Genomic DNA, 22,341 nt, shown 5'->3' with positions numbered 1-22,341 from the left:
CCCTAATCCACAAATTCTTCAATGAGTTTGAGGACCATATATTCTATCTCTTCTTTTGGAACAGTTCTTCCACCATTCTTTATCATCCTTTGGACATTGTTGTAAATGGTTTGTGTCTTCGTAGACATCTCAACTTTGTTTATTGTTTTTGCTTGTCCATTAACAGATACTTCGATGTAATCTTCATTGCTACTAAGATCACTACCTAAAGATTGATATTCATTAATCAATATCTTTATAAACATTTCATTCGTTGTATCCGACCAGTTTCCAATTTCTACTCCAACTAAATTATAACTCAATTCATCAACCCATGTATCGTGAGAAGATTGAATTATTGTATGAACTAATTTATTATTCTTTTGGTTAAATACATCCTGACCAAGTGCCCAGTCTCTTAAATGAGAGTATGATGAAGAATTAGTTACCTCAAATACATAGTTTTCTAATTCTATTTTACGAAGATTAATAAAACTATTCAATTCTTCAATATGGCTTAAAAATAAATCAGTATTTTGCCCATATAAATTAAAGAGCTGCTCAACTGCTAATTTAGGGTTTATTTCACCTTGCTTAACTATTTCCTTAAGGTTAATGGCTTCCTTGGACATTTGATAAGAAATTTGAGTGTACTTTGGTTGACTCCTTAGCCAAGTTAGTAATCTGCTAGTAATTAGTAATGCCTTTGGTTTATTTATATCCTCTTGAATTTTAGGAATTAACTGCAACGAATTAGTTATAAAATCATCGTATTTTTTTTCTAATTTAAAATACTCATACTGATAATTGTCAGCTTCTTCTACAATTCTATATAAAACCTCTCCATCAATTGTGGAAATAAACATATTATTTCTGTAGAACATTATATTATCCCAATAATCTCTTAACAAACTAACAAGAAGAATTGGAACTAATGGTTCCCTAATCCCAAATGGTGTTTCTTTCATGATGTTAATAACATCTGATAATGGACCCGAAGAACTTTTTTCGATTTTTTTAACGAGTTTGTCCCTTAACTCATTAAACTCTTTAGTTTTTATTTGATCTAATTTATTTAAATCTAATTTGTTATTTTTAAATACTGTAGCATAAATGAGGTAATCAGGTCCTTGCCCCTCTATACCAATATTAGGTTCACTATAGCTTTGTAAAATTTGATTTACAACTGAATATCCAGCTTTTAACTGCACGTTATTTACTTTCCGTCTATTAAAAGAGTCATTCCTAATCTCTGGTGTAAGCGGGAATACTTGAAACATTAATTCTGATAATTTCTTTTCTAAGATAATTTCATTTTTAACATCAATTTTTTCCCCACTGACTAACCAAAGCAACTCAGCACTAAAGTCTTCATACATTGCTACGAACTCCTTGATAGCAAAGAAAATGTCTTCTTTCCTTAACAAGAGTTCATCTTTTAAATTCTTATCCAACTTCAATATCTCTTGGTCACTTAATAGATTTTCTAAAATTACATATTCACGAACTTTTTTATCAATTAAATCAAAAGGAACCTTTGGTAAGCAAAAGAATGACAAAGGATCATCTGTTTTCTCTAATTTCTTAACTAGATAATCATAGTCCTTAGTTGCTTCCAGAACAATGAAGTTTACAACTGCATCGACATTCTTTTCTTTACGAAATTCAAAGCTATTGAACTCATCATTCAATATGTCAGAGCTATACACCAAATTTATGGTGGCAAATCGTGTCATGCTTTTTATATCGTTATATTCATTTGCAAGGTAGAATTGTTTAGTCATAGCCTGATCTAATACCGACAACTTTTTATTACGAGACACATTCTGAACGTGATTGTTTTCATCTATCATTTCATCGACGTTTAATGAGCTTCCTTCAAAAAGTTCCCAATATCCTAATACCCTATTAAACCTTACAGCTTTCTTATCTGATAACTGTTGAAGTGCTTGATTTACAGCTGTTTCATTTGACATTAGAGCGAAGGCTAGAAATTCAACTGTTAACTTAAATCTTGATTGAAGTCTACTTACACTCCATAAAGTTATTAATTTCACAATTTTTATCTGTAAAGTTTCGTTGTCATCAGTTGTTGTATTAAGTTCTGGAATTTTACTTAACAAACTTCTATAAGTTTTTAATGGTAATTCCATGTCACTAGTTAATTCTAATTCAGACAAACTAGGAAAGAAAAAATTAAATAATTGATGAGGTAAATAATAATCGTTAGTTTTCTGAATATGATTAATAAGTCCACCTGTATCTTGACTTTCTAAGAAAGTAAACAAAGTCCTTTCATTCTGAGCAAATAAATTAGAAAGATACGGTAATAAATATAATGTCACAGGATGAATAGGATAGGCACCCTTTATTACCAATTTCTCATTTTCGACTTGATTTAGCTCCGCAAATAATGGGAATTTCCTTAGTGAGACTTTTATGTCCTCTATATTAGTATCGTTTTTTATACCATGTTTTTTCTTAAGTTGTTTTAAGGCCGATTCTGTAAGACGAATAAATGTTGAACGATCGCTGTCGATATGATAAATTTGATATCTTTTTTCAATTCGCTGAAATTCATTCTGATATTCTTCTGTAAATCTCAAAAAATACTGCCTTAAACTTCTATGGGTTATAAGGAGGATATGAAGTGCATTAGAATAATGATCTGCTAGTTCGGCAATATCTTGTAGGTCTTGCATCGTTTCATGGACTTCATTTACTTCCATTCCCTGTAATAGACGACCAAATTCATCATAAACAATGAACAGACCTAAATTTTCCTTCTCAAGCTCATGTAAAACATATTTAACTTGTTCAACAAAGTCATCATTAAAATCAACAATAAATTCTGCACCTGAAGTCAATGCTGGGAATGTTTTCGTAAACCATTCAATTTCCTTCTCATTTTTCCCCATAATTTCAATTCGAAAGATTTGTATATCCTTTTTATCTTCCTTTAATTTTTGCAAGAATAATTTATACGTTTTTGGAAATTCATCTTCCCATAACTGTATAGTAGATAGAATTTTATTTACTAGTCCAGGCACTTGGATTTGAATATTATTTTCTTTTAGAGTTTTCATTATAGCCGAGATTATAGCATGCCTAAATCGTCCTTCATTACCATTCAAGACTACGGGTAAATAACGTTTACTGTTTTTAATCTCTGTTAGTTCAGTGTATATTTCATCGTCAACATTATTAAACTTTTGTTTTAATAACTCAAGCGACTCACCGTCAATACTCTTTGAGATAATACTACTAACGATTGTCCCTATGAGTGATTTTCCGGTTCCATAAGGACCGATGATAATATGAGCTTGTCTATTTTCTTCATGATTAAATCCTCTAAGTAGACCAGATAGAGATTCAGCATGCGATGGAGTTGGTAAATATCTTTTAAAGAACTCTTTTTTTCCTAGGTCAAATTTTATATTTACACTTGTCTTAAAGCTGTTTTTTTCATTCCTTACCATACTAAAGCCTCTACCTTCCTTTTATATTCAAATTCCAAATAATCCATTGCTAAAATATTTGGCAAGCGGACTGTATCTAAGTTGTTAGTACGTGTAAACTTTAGTGAATACTTAGGGTGATTTGTTAAATGTTCTAAAGCATTTACAATTGCACTTCTATTCATGTTAAAAACGTTACCCCAAAGCCCAGCATTTGTAGCTATTTCTTCAACTGAAATAACTTCTACATCTTTTCTTTCTCTATAGTCTAATAAAGTAAACATAAGTGCAGCTAATCCTATTTTCTCGTGATCTCCGTACTGCTTATAAATTACTCCTTTTCTATCACGGAGTAAATTAACTTTATTAATTGGACTTAATATTACTTCTTCAGGATCATCTGTATTTTGACCAGCAGTGTATAATTTAACTAAACAATCAATATCTCGTTTAAGTGAACGTTCAGAAACAGGCTTCTCTTCATTTGTTTTAACCCAACTTATAAATTGTTCTAATAATTCATCCTTAGAAATAATGGTTTCCCTTAATATATTAAAAAACCAGTAAAATATAGTACTCGGTTCTTTTTCTTTAGCTAAGTGATAATGAATGATTGACGCAGTATCATTAAATTGAATGAATTTATCATATTTGTTAATAATTTCGCCAAATTTAGTAAGATGATAAGTCTTTTTTCGTTCATCATTGTATGTTTCCTCTACAACACCTGTAGCAACAACCCAAAATCGTAATGATTGTACCATATTTTTCCCTAGGCCAATCTTCTCAAACGCTTCTTTGTCGTAAAAAAATCGTTCATCACTACTTATATGTTTAACGGCTTTATTGAGCCACCTATCTCTTAAATAGAAACTTTGATGTTGACCATAACCCATTTGTTTCATCCTTCCGATACATCTATATCACTATTCACTACTGGAGAAAGGTCTCCAGTAGTGAATAGTTTGAAAAGAAGACATCTAGATAGTTATCTAGATGTATCTTCCTCAAAATACTTTAATAGCGCTCGTTTAACAGTAGGTGTTAGGAACGGACTTTTCCCACGTGATACCTGTCCGAAAGCAACTTTTGCTAAGAAATCACCTTTTCCTGCTAGACGATCAGCACCGTCTTGATCTAAAATAACATTCGATGCCGTCGCATCTGCAGTTCGTAAAGCTAATCGTGCACCTAAGTTATTCCTAATATTAGTATCTATAACATCAGCTTTTGGATGTTGGGTACATATTATTAAGTGAATACCTGCAGCTCTTGCCTTCTGGCCTAATCTTAAGACAGAGGTCTCAACTCTCTTAGCTAATTCCTTATCTTGATTCATGAAGTCTGCAAACTCATCGAATACAATTACAATACGAGGTAAGACTTCATTCTTAATTTCTATATATTCATTTATATTTGCTGCATATTCCTTTTTGAATAGATCATAACGATATTCCATCTCAATAATCATTTTATCAAGTGTATCTGCAGCATCTTCTAAATCTGTAACCACTTCTTTTGTATGAATTTTCTCTTCGTAATAGGTAAATTCAACTTTCTTAGGATCAATGAAGACAAATTGCACGTTTTCAGGTTTATATAAGCACATTATACCTAGAATTATTGAATTAAGAGTTACACTTTTTCCGCTTCCGGTTGTACCCCCTACTAATAGATGTGGTGTCATCGAGTCTGCTAAGTCAATGGTGATCGATTGACTTAGTGGATCCAACCCTAACGGGGCGATTAAATTTTTATCATTTATTTTATCTACCAATTGATCTCTAATTAGTGCCATAAACTGTTCAAAATAGATAGTTTCTGGATCCTCACGTACTATGTCAATATTTATCCTATCACGATCAATCTCAATATTAGGTTCCTGTCGTGCAGCTAACCAAAGCTGAATATCTCTTCTTCGGCTTGTAATTTTCTTTTCAGAGATTGTACTGGGAATTCTTACAATTAACCTAATGACTCCTGGTCCAACTATCACATCTTCAACTTCAATATCAATTTTATTCCTACTAAAGTTACTAGTAAGTTTATTGATATATTGTCGTTTAAGATTTGTATAATCTTGATTTTCATTATGATTATATCGCAAGTCTAAATCGGCTAAAGCAGCAACTTCAGCATATATTATATCACTATTATGATTAGATGTGACTGTATCCTTTTTAACTTTTTCTTCCTCGTTAATATTATTAATTTCACTAGTTACATCCTGTTCTTCTCTAGTTAAGTTTACATCTGTATTTGGTTCTCCAGGTTTATTTTCTCGATCGTTAATAACCCTCGGTTCTGAATCTTCTGTATCTATATTACCCCTAGAAATATTAGCTACCTGTTCCTCTTGAGAGCTATCATTATATTCTTCTTTAATATCAGAGTTGGCACCCTCGTCAATCGCATTCTCATTTTCGCTTAAGTTTACTTTCTCTTCAAAGAACTTTTGCTGATCTCCTTCCTGATCGCTGTTTAATTCGTCGTAATCAGGTTGCTCTACTTCCGATGTACCAAGTTGCTCTAAGATATAACTTCTAGGATAGATCTTGTTCATATATTTTCCGTTGATTTTATCCTCATAAATGTTATTTTCTCCCTTAGCAAAGTCATACTCTAATAAATTAGATGTATAACAGAATACTTCAATAGATGTATCAATTTCTACAGTTATATCCTCAATAGGTGTATGCTGTAAATCCTTTAATATATAAGCTTCACCTGGAGTATAGGCATTCCTTTCAACTAAATAGTGAACTAATTCATCTCTCCAATATAAAGAATCAGAATAGTTTTCATTAAAGTTAAAGATACTCTTATAAAGAGTTTCGGCTGATTCAATCTGTTTAACCGCATCCGTTCGTTCTCTTTCAAAGATCCTATGATTTACGAATTTTAATTCTTTAATTGAAAAAACAATGTTAATTTTGTCATCAGTTTGTTCAATTTTAGTAATCACTATGTCAGGTCTTCTCCCTTTTGAATGGAACCAAGGTAACTCATCACATAATGACCAAACTTGCAATGTATTTTGTTTACTATCTTCTTTATAGGCTTTTAAAGTTAAATACGTTGAAAGCATTTCATGAGCATACTTTCCGGGTCCGATTGCTTTTAAAACAAGAGCACCTGAAATTTCTTTTACAACATCTACTGTTTCAATAATTTTGTTACGGTCAATGCTATTATTTTTAAGAATTTCAATTGTTTTCCTCAACACACGATCATAATACCCGTAGTCTTCTAATTTATTGTGTAATTTTCTGATGTATTTAGAAGAAGAAAGAATTAACTTATAATTCTTATTCTTACCAGCCTTTGAACGATACTGAATAATTTGTGCTTTAGAAGATGTTTTTTGTAATAATGACTTGTCTAGGAAACGATCCATAATCATTATCCAATTAAATCTCTCATGAATTCTATCTATTAATGCACTACTTACGTTATTGATTGTAATTGTATTTTTCAGTACATATAACTCATTGTCATCAAGCATTGCATGCTTTTGAATCATATATTGCATCTTATAAAATAATTGTAGAGAAACTGGTAAACGTTCACTTACATAAGGAATTCTTTTGACTGCCTCAGTTACAAGTAAAGGCTCATTGTAAACAGGTTCAAACCAATCTGTGGACCTTTTCGGGTTTATTTTATCGAAAGTGTATCTTACCTGGTCTGATTGCCCAAAATAATCAGCTAATACTACCAAATCCGCATCTATCATATGCTGATCAATCTGATCAAAGACTTTATCCACCGATACACCAGATACAACCTTAATTTCAACTTTTGGAAATTTACTTGAAATCTCAGGTTTTGTATACTCTTCTCGAATTTCAATCCATTTATTAATCTTTTGATGAATATTTGCAGATTGAGAACTATGAATTGTTAGTCGTAATTTAGTTAGTCCTCTTACCTTTTTAAACAGTTGATCTATAGAATTAATTACAACATCTGCACTTTGACAGTATAAATATAAAATATCCAGCCCATCTTTTGCATATGGGTAAACTTCTAAGTAATTTTTTGTAACTTTAACTAATTCGTCAGACAACTCTTTTGATAGATGATCTGTATTATCCATTATTTCGTTATTTAATACAAATCTACCCTGTCCCATAGTCTCACCAATTTCAATTAGAAATCGGTCATCACTTTCTATTGAAAAATACCTAGGAGATAACTGGGCTAATTGATCAGTAACATAATCTAAATAATTATTTTGTTGCTCAACATGTAAGCGCTGTTCAGCTGCTCTATTAATCCAGTCATTTAATTGTTCTTCTATTCCTTTATATCTCTTTAAATAACTTATTAATCTTAAAGGATTAAAAATTGTAAGTGTTCTCGATGTTACAACACCAGTATGATCAATTTTAGAATTAACTTCATCAATTGAACCCATATAGTTCAAAGAACTATAAATATGCTGAGTAACCTGAACTGAATGATTAATACCACCTAGTAAGGTTTCTAACTGGTTTTCAAGTTCTATAAGATCAATGGAAAATATCCCATTATTACTAACAGATTTTAAAACTTCTAAATAAATTATGCAGAATTTATTAAATTTATCAAAGTGCTCTTGAATTGTTTTTTCACGACTTGTTATATATAATTCAATTTCTTTTAATACCTTCTCTTTAACATCAATTTCTTCAACAGCATCTTCAATATACTCTCTAATATAAGGGAGTTTATTATTATTTACCCCTTCAATTAAATTATTTAGATAATTATTTGTTAAATTAATTATTTTAAATGACTTTTGAGAAATCTTTTCTCCTTTTAAATTAAATTCGAGCTTAAAAGTAACCTCATCACTTTTACCTGTTGCGTCTACTGTAATTGGTTCTTGCTTAAAACTAATCCTTGGAATTACTCTTTCAATATTATATAAGTAAATTGTAATTAACTGTTGGATATTCTCAGGCAACTGGTTTGATACAACCGAAAGTGTAAAGGAACACTCACTAATATTCTCCTCGTTAATATTTTCATCAATTAAGCTGAAGCATTCATAAAGTAATGCATCATATAAGTCTTCATAGTCGGATGGATGTCTTAACTTCTCAATCCTTCTACTAATGATCTTTTTCAGGTCTGGAGAAGGTTGTAGTTGAGTTTCAAACTCCTCGTAAAAGTCTTGAATATCATCAGGGTCTTCATTTTGTTCAATTGCCTCTATACCTTGGTCTATTAAAGTTTTATCTTCCTTTGGACGTTCTTCGTAAGATAAAGCTTCTTTTATTCGATCGGTTAAAGTTGTCTTTTCCTTAAAATTAAAAACTTCCTCTATTAGTTCAAAATTATATTTTAATAAAGCAAGGTCTTTTTTATTAACAAAGTTTAGGGTATCTTCTAGGAATTGCTCAGGTGTAGTTAATTCCCAGATCTCATTTGTGTAACCATTTTTTTCTTCACTATCTAAAAATGTATATAATCTCTCTTGAAGTTTTTCCGTATTTGCATTTCTATCTTGTAAATTTGCTAATCCATAGTTCCTACGTAACCTTTTTATACTTGAGCTTGAAATAGAAAGGTGGTTATCAACAAAGAGTCCCAATGTAGGTAAATTATTTTGTATCCTTTTTACTGTTGAATCAAAGTTACTTTCAACTACATTTGAAATAAACTCAACTAAATTTCTAAGTTGTGGTTCAGCCAACTCACTATACATATATATAAATTCTTTCAGATCTTCTATTTCTTCAGACACAAAATTATAATCTGAAGCTAATACTTCATATAACAATTCAATACCATTATTTGATAGCAAAAATGCTTCATCTATTGCAAATAAATTTTCTAAACTCTGTGCTTCAGGTGTAATATCATTGATAATAATTACTAAGGCTTGCTTAAACCTAGTATTATTTCTCAACCATGTACTTGTTTCATGTTCTTTCAAGTTATATTGCACAAAATTATCATTTGCTTTAATTAACCTTATAATTGGCTCGTAATATTTATTAAAATTTTCTTGTTTTATTTCTAAGTAATTTAGTAACGCCTCTACATCTTGCTCTAGCAATCCACTTACTTTAATAAATAATTTGGGAGTATTTTCTTTTTGATGCTCTTCAAAATGCTTTAATAGAACATTACAAACCCATTGTCCTAAAAGTTTTTCTGACTTATTCATAAGCTCACCTCATCTTCGGTGTACTCAAATGGATTCCTAATCATTGCTGTTGCATCGGAGTATTCAATAAGCAACCCATTTTGTCTTAATTTCTCACGTAGTGAGTATTCATTTTTTTGAAAATAACTGACATTAAGTTGAGATCTTGCATAAATTCCTGATTTTTTAGCCTCGACTTCACCAATAATAATTCCATAGTCATTATAAATACTCTTTAAGAAATCACTATACTCAATCGGTTGATTTGGCTTAACATTAATAAAAACCAAAATTTTAATGAAATTATCTGACATAAAATATCGGTAATTGGTTCCAGTTCTAAAACCACCCATTCCACCATCACGTACTAATCCTCTAATAATCGGAATTTGATGCTTTTTTAGTTGGTCATCAATTATGTCCTTTACAATATTAAATAATTTAGTTTTAACATCATTATAGTCTTCACATTTTGCTAAAGTTGAAATTGCACGTTGTTTAGTTCTTTTATGTAAATTACCAAGATCTAATAACTCAAAAAACTTTTCACCATCATCTTTTTTCCATACTTCTAAATTCTCGGCAACATATGCTTCATTTTGTATTTTTTCGTTAAATATTTTTTCGAATGTATCCTCATATTTTTGCTTAATTAATAATTCATTTTGGTTAAAAGAGATTGCGGATTGTTTTCTGACTTGTTCTACTTGTCCATCCATACAGTCGAAAAACATTACAGTTTTATTGTCTTCAGTCACACGTGATAACAGATACCTTTTTATTTGGAAAGTTGCTAAACTAACTAACAGTTTAAACATTTCATACATATCAATATTTAGCTTAATTAAATTATTAAATTCAATAGCGAATTTTCTAAATAGCTCAATGTCAATATCATCGGGTAAATAAGGATATTTTTCTTTTCCATTCCCCTCTTTTAATGGAGCTGGTTTTTCTTCAGGTTTTTGTAAAGTTAAAGCATTAGAGATAGAATCAACAATTGATTCTATAGGCTTGTTTTTTGAAAGTAAATTATTTAATCTTTTTTCAATAGACGCTTTTAACTCAGGGTTATTTCTAGTACCATAAGACAGCATTAAATAATATAACTCTCCACCACGAGCATAGAAATTTCTCTCATAGGAAATAGAATTTCCTTTTTTTCTTAATTCAAAAAATAATAATGAGTCATGTAAAGGATATAAAGATTTTGCATACCATGAGCGATTAGCCGGTTTCCCTCTCCCATCATAAATTGGAACCTCTAAATTACGGAAAAACTCGCGAACTACATCTATTTTTTCCCTATCAGATATTGCATAATTTAGTTTCTTACGTTCCTCATCGTCTAGCCTAGCTATCTCATTAGATCTGCCTTCTTTGTCACCTTCAAAAATAAATTTTCTAAGCCCAGTTGATTTTTTCCTATAATAACTATCGGCATCAAGTTGATAATCCGTACCTACCATAACATTTAAAAACTCAAGTACATATTCAGGGCCTCTTTGTCCATCCATAAAACGATGCCCCCAAATATTTTCAGATAACTGTGATGAAAAACTTACTTTATCTCTTTTTTCATTAGACACTTTTCTTCCCTCCCAATATCAAAGATCAATTTCTACCTTAACAAATAACCCAGAATCTCGATCTCTTTTGAGAACTGTTAATGTAAATTCTTCTGGTTCACTAATCTTAATTAATTCATTCTTAAAGGTGTCGATTAGAATATCTGCCTCTTCTCTTAAAATATTATGAGTACCTCCACCCTGCGCACGCATTAGATATTCAAATATAAACAAATTCATTGGCAATTTTATTTCTTTTTGAACACTTAGAGTAAATTTAGACGGCAGATAATCTATATCATCTCTTATTAAATCATCAATAATATTAATTTCTTTACTTTTAAATTCATCATAAATCATTAGGTTTTGGCTAGTCGCAAATAAACTTGCTTTTGAATCGACAAGCCTCCCTGAAAAGGAACGATTTAAGCCACTAATTAAATTACGCTTTATTGATGACTGAGTTTGCTGATTATTAAACAGACTAATGTAATCTGATAAGTACTGAAAAGGTAATAAAACATGTCGATCAAATCCAGCGGAATTATTTATCTCAAAATAAAACTTTCTTCTTAATTTTTGAACCCAATCTTCTATTATTGAATGGTCTGAAATCCCATCATGATCCCTATAAAGTCTTAATTTTCTAGAGAAATATCCAAATTGCATGTCCATAGAATCGTCTACTAATTCTTGGTGGAGTTCTTCAATTGCTTTATTTCCACTTATATCACCGTTCATGATAAAATCATCTATATCCGAATGGGAATAATTACCAGGGTCTAATGCTTTAAAAATTCGAAGTGCTCTCATCTCAGCAAAAGCATGCGGACTAAGATGATGACCATAAAAATTCTCATAATAAATTTTATTTGAATGGTTGGATAGTTCTTTATAACCTGCTCGATTTATATCCTCACAAGTTAGTCCACCTGTTATCATAAAGCTTAAATGAATTAGCATTTCACGCATAGTAATATGGGTTTCTAAATAATCTAGAATTCGGTATTGTTCTACAATTCTTTTTTGTACTAATTCCCCTGATGTTCGTTGATGATTAAGAAAAATAATACAACTACCATTTTTTTTACAAGAGTTACATGCCTCCCAATTCTCTTCTTTATTCCAATCTTCAAGTACTTTCTCAACATAAACTGAGGATGTAACATCTAATAAATTAATAATGCTAAACACCTGATTGTTATTCTTAAATGAATTAAACCTATTTGATACTTCCCTTCTTAATTCTGCCAGCTCATTATGTTGGGATAAGAACTTCGTTAACTTACCTTCATTAGCAGCTATTAAATAAAATAATTTATTTGTATGTCTAGATTGTATTGACTCTTGTAATCTAAGTAGTTGTTCTAAAATTACATCATCTCTTAACTCAGAAAGATCTTTTACAATACGAAGAGTACCAAAGTCTAGCCTCAAATCTACAATTCCGTCTTCAGGCCAATGCTCTAATTCATTTGATGATAGTTGATCATGTATAATACGACATAACCTTGTTTTACCATCACCTGCATTTCCGGTTAAAATCAAACTTTGTGGGTTTTCCCGGAAAAGATTTTCTAAGTGCTCTTGAACCTTTGTTTTAATTGTAAAGTTATAATTTGAATACTCAGTATCTGAAGTATATTCATCATAAATTTTAGAATGGTTCGGGGATAGTACATTAAATTGGTCTAAAAAGTTTACAAATTTATTATTTTCCAAAAGGATCACCGCTTTGTTTATTTTCTATTCCTATATATATTGTACTAAAATTCATTGATTTTTTTATATTTTCGACAAAACAAGACAATAAAGTTGTTTCCATAATCCGTACTCTAAATATATCTACTTTAACCTCTTCCTATTTTATCCAGTTTATTATTAATAAGTAATATATTTTTCCTTATTATTTGTTTTTATAACCGTAAAATCCTAAACAGCTTGTGAATGTTCACGGTTACAAACCCTTTTTCTTAACCCTACATACTATCCAATCGCTTTAATAATCTGCTTAAACACATACGATGGTTTTCTATGCAGATCATCCATGCTAATAATTTCTTCGTAACTGTCTTTGCTAATTTGGATCTCATTTCGTTCTGTGTTCATCTCCAGTTGAATGTCTTTCACTTGATAGGATTGAACTTTAGTCGCCGTATCCAGTTGGTTTGTGTTTAAATCGAGTTTGATTCGGTCGGATACTCGTCGTAACACTCGCCATAGCATCATTTCTTCTCTTGATTTCATGAATAGTTCAGGAAGTTCCTGTGCTTCTTTTAGTGATTGTAGAGTGGTCATCGCATACGTGCTCACACCGTAATTCACAGGTGTAATCGTTGTTGGTAGTGACTCCCAAGCCTCTACTTTAACTAGAAGGTGATTATCCCATACTTGAAGCTCATCGATTCTTGCATAGTGTTTTACCCCATGAACGAACCCGACCTCTTTCGTTCCATATAGCGCAATGTACTTTATATCTTGCCAGCCTTTTTTCATCTCAAAGGTTAATGGAATTTCACCTTCTTGAATCATTTGGCGGTAATCGGTTTCCGTTGAGACAGTGATTATCAGTACTTTTTCTTCTAACGCGGACTGCCATTCTTCTAGTGTCCCTCGTGGTAGAATGCCTTCTTCCAGAATTTCTTCCGGACTCTTTTCAATTAAGTTTTCAACAAAACGTTCAACAAGTTCGGTGGCATTCGGTAAGAAAGGTAGACCACCTATGTTGACTTTATCAATACTTTCATAAAAATGATGTTCTTGATATATCGCTTCATTTTCCCACGGAAACAATACATAGGCGCCGTATGCATTTCGTTCATATGGGCCTTTGTTTTGAACGACTAATGAGTCACGATAGCGATGCATCGTATTAATGTCTTCTTCCAGTGGTCCTGGAGATTGATAGCGATTGCCATAATAACTTCCTTCAACCGCAAAATCAATCCGATATTTCGCATCAAAGACATAGTTGAAAAAATAGTCTTTTCCTTTCTTTTGGATGCTCAGCATCGTGTCCGGTTTTTGGGCTGTCGTTGGAAGCTTCCCACCTGTCTTTTGATACATGAGTTCAATTCGTTCATTTGTAACCGGATGTTTGAACACACGTTTCGCTGACTGGTTGGAGTCTAAATTGACAAAGAGTCCATCTTTATTAACTTTTACAATATCCTGACTTACTTGAACATATTTCTTGCTTAACAGTTGTCCAAGCTTGATGTACGTCCAATATTCATATAAAGTCGCAATGTCTTTGACTGACATTTGATACATAGTCCCTTGTAAGGCCAGGCCCTTTGAAACTGTTAAGTAAATCTGAAAAGCATTACGATACCCCGGTGCCATTTGTAAGACTAAGCTCATAACCGAACGATCTAACTTTCCGATTGACTTCCAAAAATGATTTTTTGTTTTGAGCTGTAAATTCCGCTTCATCTTTATAATTTTTTCGATTAGATCTTCATCTGGTTCGGTTTCGTAACGTGTTTTCATTGTAAGCTTTTCAAGCAACGAATCCAGTTTGTGAATTAATCTGCTCAGCATCCACTTAACGTAACGATTTTCAAGTGTGTCATAGGTCAATTCTTTTTTCATTTTTAAGCCATGTGTAGGCATCATCGTTTTCTCTTGGATCCGAATCCCATTCGAAACTTCCACGAAAAGATGGGCTTTTTTACGAAGGTCACTCCTTCCTTTTGCATCTAATCGTTGAAGTTGATCACCTCGGGCACGAACATGGACTTTTTCTAGTTTGTGATGGGGCTGCCTTTCGATTCGATCGATCGCTTGTAAAAACGATTGAAAATGAGCTGAAATTAACCGATAGAATTCCGAAGCTGATGGTTCACCGTCTAGCTTAATCTTTGCTCCTAAGTACGTCTTTTTTATGAAGTGATAGGCTAGATTGTAAATTTCATCATTTACTTCTTCTAAAAGCTTTTGGTAATCACGCTTGTAATCTAGCTTTGTAGGAAAAATCTCTAGCGTCACTTGAAGAAACGATTGCTCGTTTGATCGGATTTCAAACGTTGTTAATCCAACTTCATTTTGAAATTGTAGTGCACCCATTAGAACATAAGAAGTACCCGACAACTCAACACGATCTACAGCATTTCTTAACAACGGGTGCTCATGGTAAAAAGACAATTCGATATCCTTTTTCGGTTGAACAATAACTTGGTAAACCATATTTTCAAAAAAGATTGGACGTTGTATAGACGGTTCAACGAGCTTTTGGTGTTCTACATCAAATACACGAACTCTTATTATTTCTTCTCCTGCCACTTGAAATTGCATCACATCATGAAAATCTAACGCTCGGTATTGTTTTAATCCTTCATACCGGGGATGAAACGGTTTTCCTTTTATCGCAAGGCTAAAGGTTTCAGTTTCAATAGAGACCAGCTCTACATCCTCACGAGCCGATCCAGAAGGATGTAAAGCCATCTTCGTCTAACCTCCTCATCATTTCTACGACCTTTTCTGTACTTTTCGGATATTTAGCCAGCGCAATATCGTCATCTGTTACACTTTTTACATCCGTTAACTCTTTGTTCGTAAACACTTTGTACAGTCCCTTTAATACCCGATCCACTCTCGTGTCACTTCCGGAAATTCTCGGTAATATTTTTTGAAGAATACAGCGATCCAGTGCATCATTGTAGGATAAGAGATTTCCTTTTTCGTTGTAAGCCATGTAAAAACAAATTTCATCACGCACGCGATATCCGACATGTGCCGCAATCATTTGTAACGCTTCGTTAATTTTTACAATTTCTTCTGTGACATCTTCTACTAGTTTCGCTTGTTGGGTATAAACATCTTTTAGATGGAGGTATTTCGTTTCAAAAGCTTCATTATGAATCGTCACCGAGTCAATCTCTTCTGTATCTGTTAAAAAGCGAAGATAATCTAATTTCACCCGGTTAAATTCAATCGTATTAGCACGATCTAACACCTTTTTACTAAAAGGATAGGTCGTTTCATCCATGTTCACGGTCCCGATGATATACACATTTGAGGGCAGATAAATCTCATTTTCTAGTGTTTTTTCATCTAAGACAGGTGAAGTCATTAGCTTTCCATTTTCCCATTTACGACTTTCCATAACACTCAAAAGATCACTAAAATAATGCTCTACACGTGCAAGGTTCATTTCATCTAACAGCACAAAATACGGCCGATTAGGATTTTCAATTGCATTTACTAAAATTTTTGTTAAAGGACCTTCTTTAAAATCTCCTTTTATATCCACATATCCGAGTAGATCAGATCCATCGCTCCAGTCTGGTCGTACCGGAATAATGGTCAGTTGCCCATTTCTCTCTGTCGCTCCAACACTTTCTGCAAACCATTGGACAATTTTCGTTTTACCCGTACCGGAAATCCCCGATATAATCACAAATGGTTTTGTTTTTAACGATAAATAAAGGTTGGTCACTTCGTCTTTTTCATAATAAAAGCCTTTACCTGTTATGTACTGATACATGTGATTGACGAGCTCTCTTGAAGGAAGATGAACTTCCTCTTCTTCGTGAATTTGTTCTACATTACTTGGAAACACTTGATATCCCACCCCTTTAGGAAAGATAGGTACATAACTTTCGTCGATGAGGTGGACTTCTTGGAGCCAATTAATCACATTGTTAGTTCGTTTGACGGCAACTGACTCCAGCATTAAGTTATCACCTTGTGAATTCCTTACAATTAACATGCTAATCTCTAACAATGCATGTTTCTTTTCTTTAGTGGACAGATCTCTTAGTAAATCTAGTAAGATTAATGTAATCGTAAAAAACTCAACTTTTAGGATTTGTTCTTTAAAAATATCATTCCTATTTACGTCTTCTTTATATTTTTTAATTAAATCTACATTCTTTTTATTTTGATCTTTCAAAACTTTTAGCAGCCGTAAGTCTTGGCGAGCAGACGCCATCATTCTAGCTTGCTCGATATCTCCTCTCATGTTCTCAGGGTCATGGATTCCCTCTATTATTTCATTCAGATAGTCAACTACCCGATAAAATTTGATACTTGGTAACTCATCCGTCTTAAATTCCTTCAGAGCAATAGCTGTAGCCCCATTCTTCTGAACCACTTCAACAAAAGGCAATTTTGCAAAGAAAGCCATTAAAAAAGACGTTCTTCCGCGCGTTTGGACGAAGTCATTGGCTATAGCTACACGTTTGTTCGTGAATTCCTCCCAAGCAATTAACATGTAATCGAACTGGATGTGAGCACCACGTTCACTACTTTCGCCTCTCTCTTGTTTTTGTCTGGACGCTTCTGTTTCTACATAAATTCCGCTCTGATCGACTTTTGTTATCCAATTCGGTTTATGAGAGGATAGCGTTTTTATTTCGTTATTCCTTTTGGCTAGTTCTATAAAAATGTGTTTCATTGTTTGCGATGTATTAGTTTCTTTAACTTCATTTAACAAGCGATATCTTCCTTTTTCTACTCTTTCTAGTACACGGTATTTTTCCTGGATTTGCGCCGAATTGTTACCCCCAAGTCGTTTAGGGACCATATCCGCTATTACTGTCGAAAAGTCCTTCCAGTTCTCACCATATTTATTTGTGACCCAACTTTTAATTTCAGTAATGGTCCTTACCCCGCCAAGTTCTTCCAATGCTTCAATGATTGCTTCTGTTTGAGTAGGCATAAATTCTCCCCTTGTCTCCGATCTCTATTGTATCTAATAGGACTTGACCTAAAAATTACATTGTTTTTCTATATTTAGTAAAATCCACCTAATCAGTCTTAGTCTAATTATACCGTTCAATGGTTGTAATAAAAAGTCATATCATGTAACTTTACGTCTTTTACGAACAAATAGAGGTATTCAATTGATCTACTTTCAATTAAAACTTCAGCATTAAACTTCATGTAAACCATTTGTTATAGTTGAAAATTAAAAAGGCACATGATGCAGTTTTTCTTTTACTTAATAACAAACAAGAAATAGTACTTGTCCTACTACTGTAACTATAAGTGTAATCCACCAAAATCATTTATTGGAACGGCACCTTCATTAATTAACCTAGAAATAGATAAGCGCCCAATCGGATGATACTTCCTGACATAAGGTATTACTGTAACATCACAAGGAGGTGTTATTGAATGTATAACAACTTTACGTTAATCGTTGTGTTGTTCATTCTTCTTGTAATTGTCGGTTCCGCTTATGTCACTTACTAATAAATGATCCAGTCACTCAATAATGGGTAGCATTTTAATGTACCTTTCACTTTATAGTTTATATAAATAGAAAAAAGGTGCCTGTCCCCAGTGCTTTATAGCGCTAAAAATTGGGGTCTGTCCCCAGCTACGGTAATACTTTAGTGGGGGTCAGACCCGAATCCTGCATCCTGCAAGCCTGTAGTGGACTTTCACCACCAAGCTGTTAGACATGCCTGGCGCGCACTAAAAAACTGTACAGTCGTTATGCCTGTACAGTTTTGTTAATTAATCTTATTCATCTAACAGCTGTAAAAACTCTTTTGTCCGTTGTTCTTTTGGATTTTCCAATACTTCTGAGGCTGTTCCTTCCTCCACGATGAAGCCTTCATCCATGAATAAAACCTTATCAGCTACCCTTCTGGCAAAGTTCATTTCATGAGTTACGATAACCATTGTTTGCCCTTCTTTTGCCAATTCTTCAATTACACGAAGAACTTCCTTAACTAATTGAGGATCAAGGGCGGATGTCGGCTCATCAAATAACATAACTTCCGGGTTCATCATTAACGCCCTCGCTATAGCAGCACGTTGCTGTTGGCCTCCGGAAAGGGAATCTGGATACTTATCGCGATGCTCAAACATCCCAACCTTTTTCAGTAGTACATCCCCTTCTTTCATTAATTCCACTTTCTTTCGCTTTTTAACAACAAGCGGAGCTTCAATAATATTCTCCATCACTGTTTTATGGGGAAATAAATGAAACCCCTGAAATACCATTCCCGAAAAGCTCCTCAGTGCAATTGTATCCTTTTTCGAAGGCGGAGCATTGTCAAAGGTAAGTGTTTTATTCCCAATCGTAATTGAACCACCGTTTGGTACTTCCAATAAATTTAGACAACGAAGTAGTGTTGTTTTCCCTGATCCAGAAGGGCCGATAAGGCATACTACTTCCCCTTTTTTTACAGAAAAATCTATCGATTCAAGAACAGTTAGTTCATCAAATTTCTTCTTCAAATTAGTTACATCAATCATGTGACCTCTCCCCCTATCGTTTACTTAAATAGCGGTTATATCTTTTCTCCAACCGTTCTTGGAAATGACCAATCACAATACACACTACCCAATAGATGAGTGCTGCAGTTATATACATTGTCATACTATCGAAAGTCCGACCTGCTACAAGTCTCGATGTATACAAAAGCTCATGTACGGTTATAACGGATGCTAAAGAAGTGCCCTTGACTACATCCATAAATATATTGAAGGTAGGAGGTAAAGCAATCCGTGTTGCTTGTGGAATGATGATTTTACGAAGTGTTTGTACATATCCCATTTGCAAAGATGCGGCAGCTTCCCACTGCCCTCGAGGAACAGACATAATCGCTGAACGAACAACTTCTGCATTGTATGCAGCAAAATTTAAGCTAATCCCAACAATACCAGCTACAATAGCACTATTAAACTGTATCCCCAATACAGGTAAACCATAATAGAGAATAAAAATAAATACAAGGAGAGGAGTTCCTCGCATAAACGAAATATATATCCTTGCTGGCACACGTAAAAACCAAAACTTAGACATTCTAGCGATCCCAATTAAAATACCAAGAATAAGTGCAAAAAACATACTGAATAAAGCGATGATTATCGTTATTTTTAAGCCTTCTAATAAAAAGGGCAATGAATTCCACGCTAGTTCTGGGTCATATAAATGTTCCCATTGAATTTGGTTAAACCAATCAATCATTTTTTCACCATCCTTATACAGCAATAGCTTCAAAAGCAACACAACTTACACAGATTTTCCTTTAAATGCTACAGGGAATGATCCAAAAGGTAAGAACATACCTATTGAGCCATCCCCTTATTTTCTATATTATTTGATTAAAAGTCGAATTCAACTACTTCAGATGAATCTAAAGGTTGAGATGCATCTTCTCCAAGGAATTCTTCAGATAAACGCGCGACAGTTCCATCAGCAATGAGTGCTTCAATTGCTTCGCTCAAACGTTCCACTAAGGCTTCGTTCCCTTTTAGTACTGGCATTGCACTAGACGTTGAATGATATTTCACCTGAGTAGCAACTGCTAGGCGGTCATCACCAAAGCTTTCAAGGGTACGTGTTAATACTAATCGGTCATTTAAATATGCATCTGTATTTCCGTTTATCACGTCGCGAAGGATTGCTTCCACTCCACCGTCATAAGCTGTTCCGTTAGCTCCAATGTAATCTGCAAATCTTGCATAGTTACTTGTTAAAGAACCTAAAGCTACGTCCACTCCTTCGAGATCGTGGGCTGATTCAAACTTGTCCACATCTTCTGCCCTTACAATAATTGAACCATAAGAATATTTATATGGCACAGTGAAGTCGAACGTCTCTAAACGCTCTTCAGTGATAGCAAAGTCATTTGTAGCAAAGTCAATTTGTCCATTACGGAGGGCTGGTAGGATACCATCAAAATCCATTGTTTTAAACTCTACATCTACACCTAAGTAATTTGCCATTTCCCTTACTAGCTCCACATCAAAGCCTGTTAGTTCGTTATCATCGTTATAGTATGTAACAGGCGAGTACGTACCTGATGTTCCAACAACGATTTTTCCAGATGCTTCAACATTAGCCCAAGAAGTATCTTCTTCACCAGTTTCAGTTGTATCTGTTTCTTCTGTTTGATCAGCAACAGCGCCATTTTCTTCTGAAGAGCCATCACCTTCAGATTCTCCACAAGCAGCTAAAGCTAACATTAAAAATGTAATTAATAATAACGACAATATTTTTTTCATCTTCTTCTCTTCTCCTTTTAAATTCATAGTTTATTAATCGGAATAATATACTTAAAATATCATTAGTCAACTAAAGTTTCAATATCAAACATTTTATTTTTCATAGTTTTACAGATTTTTTTAATAAAGTTTTTGGGTTCTTTCACTGTGACTCCCCGAAAAATCTTGTTTCACGATATGTTCCACACCAACGATTATTCTATTTTAACTTTACTTTGAAACAACGCCTGTTCCCCATTTCACTAACGCTTTAAAAATCCGGGTGACAGAATCCGCGGTTGATTATGTTACACATCTTTTATGACTACCTATGTATTTTCTCATTTTAAATAATAATTCTATTAAACTCTTATGGTACGGTATAAACATTTCTTGATCGATCAACGTAAAGATCCTCACTCCCGTTAGCAGTTTAATGCATTTATTATCAACTTAGCTCAATATATTTTTAACTTTAGCCAATTTATTTTTAACTTTGCCGAAATTATATTCAACTTTTTCAATTTATCGAATTCTCGACATAAATCTACAAAATTCATCAATTCTACTCTTACATCTAGTAAGCCTTGTCTGACAGCCTAAGCAAAAAAAGCACAACCCATTTGGATTGTGCTTTATGCCTAGCGACGTCCCTCTAAACCTTTCTTTCCTACGGGGACGTGATCCATGAAGTCTCACCTTCGATGCTCCTCATGTTGTTCTACGAAAAGAAAAGTTTCCTCTCACAGGGGTACACGTTGACTCGCTTCGTCCCCTTCACACGATGCTTGCATCGGCTGGTCCTTCGAAGGGGTTTGCCTCTTCGAGCCAAAGCTCTTCACCGCCTGAAGCTTAATCATCCTTTTTTCATACTAAAAAAGCACAACCCAATTGGATTGTGCTTTGTGCCTAGCGACGTCCTACTCTCACAGGGGGAAGCCCCCAACTACCATCGGCGCTGAAGAGCTTAACTTCCGTGTTCGGCATGGGAACGGGTGTGACCTCTTCGCTATCGCCACTAGACTATATTGAACATCAGATGACCCTTTGGTTATCTTAGTTCACATTGAGAGTGGTTCTCTCAAAACTGGATAATGGCTAGATGAATTCAACGCTTTATTCATTTGGATAAGTCCTCGACCGATTAGTATCTCTCAGCTCCACGTGTCGCCACGCTTCCACCCGAGACCTATCAACCTCATCATCTCTAAGGGGTCTTACTTACTTAACGTAATGGGAAATCTCATCT

Annotated in this window: 11 protein-coding genes and 2 rRNA genes; 1 reads left to right on the top strand and 12 read right to left on the bottom strand. The window is 33.6% G+C overall.

Annotated features, from left to right (window positions below; genetic code table 11):
- Positions 1–2 precede the first annotated feature (2 nt).
- From N7Z68_RS12425 to N7Z68_RS12395, 7 genes are all read right to left on the bottom strand, one after another.
- Positions 3–3,458, bottom strand: coding sequence for a hypothetical protein (locus N7Z68_RS12425; RefSeq protein ID WP_275118798.1), 3,456 nt, complete (start codon positions 3,456–3,458; stop codon positions 3–5).
- Positions 3,452–4,333 (bottom strand): DUF4007 family protein, encoded by an 882-nt coding sequence (locus tag N7Z68_RS12420; protein ID WP_275118797.1) that lies wholly within the window; start codon positions 4,331–4,333, stop codon positions 3,452–3,454. Before N7Z68_RS12420 ends, N7Z68_RS12425 begins: the two co-directional genes overlap by 7 nt.
- 92 nt (positions 4,334–4,425) lie before the next feature.
- Entirely contained in the window at positions 4,426–9,597 is a 5,172-nt protein-coding gene (locus tag N7Z68_RS12415; RefSeq protein WP_275118796.1) for an FtsK/SpoIIIE domain-containing protein, read from the bottom strand.
- Positions 9,594–11,165: a hypothetical protein gene (locus tag N7Z68_RS12410; RefSeq protein ID WP_275118795.1), complete on the bottom strand. Its 1,572-nt coding sequence runs from the start codon at positions 11,163–11,165 to the stop codon at positions 9,594–9,596. The genes N7Z68_RS12415 and N7Z68_RS12410 overlap by 4 nt, the downstream gene beginning before the upstream one ends.
- Positions 11,166–11,183: 18 nt before the next feature.
- Positions 11,184–12,866, bottom strand: coding sequence for a P-loop NTPase family protein (locus N7Z68_RS12405; RefSeq protein ID WP_373323138.1), 1,683 nt, complete (start codon positions 12,864–12,866; stop codon positions 11,184–11,186).
- A gap of 264 nt (positions 12,867–13,130) precedes the next feature.
- On the bottom strand, positions 13,131–15,590 hold the full coding sequence (locus N7Z68_RS12400) for a restriction endonuclease-like protein (protein ID WP_275118793.1): 2,460 nt from the start codon (positions 15,588–15,590) through the stop codon (positions 13,131–13,133).
- The gene (locus tag N7Z68_RS12395) at positions 15,559–17,808 is read right to left on the bottom strand and encodes an McrB family protein (RefSeq protein WP_441296788.1); all 2,250 of its coding nucleotides are present in this window, start codon (positions 17,806–17,808) and stop codon (positions 15,559–15,561) included. The genes N7Z68_RS12400 and N7Z68_RS12395 overlap by 32 nt, the downstream gene beginning before the upstream one ends.
- A 458-nt stretch (positions 17,809–18,266) precedes the next feature.
- Between N7Z68_RS12395 and N7Z68_RS12390 the strand changes: the two genes are divergently transcribed.
- A complete protein-coding gene (locus N7Z68_RS12390; protein WP_275118986.1) occupies positions 18,267–18,344 on the top strand; it encodes a YjcZ family sporulation protein in 78 nt (25 codons plus the stop codon).
- 273 nt (positions 18,345–18,617) lie between these two features.
- On the opposite strand, the gene N7Z68_RS12385 is transcribed toward N7Z68_RS12390, so the two are convergent.
- From N7Z68_RS12385 to N7Z68_RS12365, 5 genes are all read right to left on the bottom strand, one after another.
- On the bottom strand, positions 18,618–19,358 hold the full coding sequence (locus N7Z68_RS12385) for an amino acid ABC transporter ATP-binding protein (RefSeq protein ID WP_275118792.1): 741 nt from the start codon (positions 19,356–19,358) through the stop codon (positions 18,618–18,620).
- Between the two features lie 13 nt (positions 19,359–19,371).
- A complete protein-coding gene (locus N7Z68_RS12380) occupies positions 19,372–20,073 on the bottom strand; it encodes an amino acid ABC transporter permease (RefSeq protein ID WP_275118791.1) in 702 nt (233 codons plus the stop codon).
- A gap of 137 nt (positions 20,074–20,210) precedes the next feature.
- On the bottom strand, positions 20,211–21,113 hold the full coding sequence (locus tag N7Z68_RS12375) for a transporter substrate-binding domain-containing protein (RefSeq protein WP_275118790.1): 903 nt from the start codon (positions 21,111–21,113) through the stop codon (positions 20,211–20,213).
- 886 nt (positions 21,114–21,999) lie between these two features.
- Positions 22,000–22,115: ribosomal RNA gene (gene rrf / locus N7Z68_RS12370) — 5S ribosomal RNA — on the bottom strand.
- Positions 22,116–22,216: 101 nt separating this feature from the next.
- A 23S ribosomal RNA gene (locus tag N7Z68_RS12365) occupies positions 22,217–22,341 on the bottom strand; the annotation flags it as partial.

Source organism: Alkalihalobacterium chitinilyticum (assembly GCF_029028005.1).
GTDB lineage: Bacteria > Bacillota > Bacilli > Bacillales > Bacillaceae_F > Alkalihalobacterium > Alkalihalobacterium chitinilyticum.
This window is presented reverse-complemented; position numbering and strand designations above follow the sequence as displayed.

What these genes read in the sequence shown, in the direction of transcription:
- N7Z68_RS12425 (WP_275118798.1), bottom strand. Translation starts at nt 3,458, where the DNA reads ATGGTAAGGAATGAAAAAAACAGCTTTAAGACAAGTGTAAATATAAAA.
- N7Z68_RS12420 (WP_275118797.1), bottom strand. Translation starts at nt 4,333, where the DNA reads ATGGGTTATGGTCAACATCAAAGTTTCTATTTAAGAGATAGGTGGCTC.
- N7Z68_RS12415 (WP_275118796.1), bottom strand. Translation starts at nt 9,597, where the DNA reads ATGAATAAGTCAGAAAAACTTTTAGGACAATGGGTTTGTAATGTTCTA.
- N7Z68_RS12400 (WP_275118793.1), bottom strand. Translation starts at nt 15,590, where the DNA reads ATGGCTTTACATCCTTCTGGATCGGCTCGTGAGGATGTAGAGCTGGTC.
- N7Z68_RS12395 (WP_441296788.1), bottom strand. Translation starts at nt 17,808, where the DNA reads ATGCCTACTCAAACAGAAGCAATCATTGAAGCATTGGAAGAACTTGGC.
- N7Z68_RS12390 (WP_275118986.1), top strand. Translation starts at nt 18,267, where the DNA reads ATGTATAACAACTTTACGTTAATCGTTGTGTTGTTCATTCTTCTTGTA.
- N7Z68_RS12385 (WP_275118792.1), bottom strand. Translation starts at nt 19,358, where the DNA reads ATGATTGATGTAACTAATTTGAAGAAGAAATTTGATGAACTAACTGTT.
- N7Z68_RS12380 (WP_275118791.1), bottom strand. Translation starts at nt 20,073, where the DNA reads ATGATTGATTGGTTTAACCAAATTCAATGGGAACATTTATATGACCCA.
- N7Z68_RS12375 (WP_275118790.1), bottom strand. Translation starts at nt 21,113, where the DNA reads ATGAAAAAAATATTGTCGTTATTATTAATTACATTTTTAATGTTAGCT.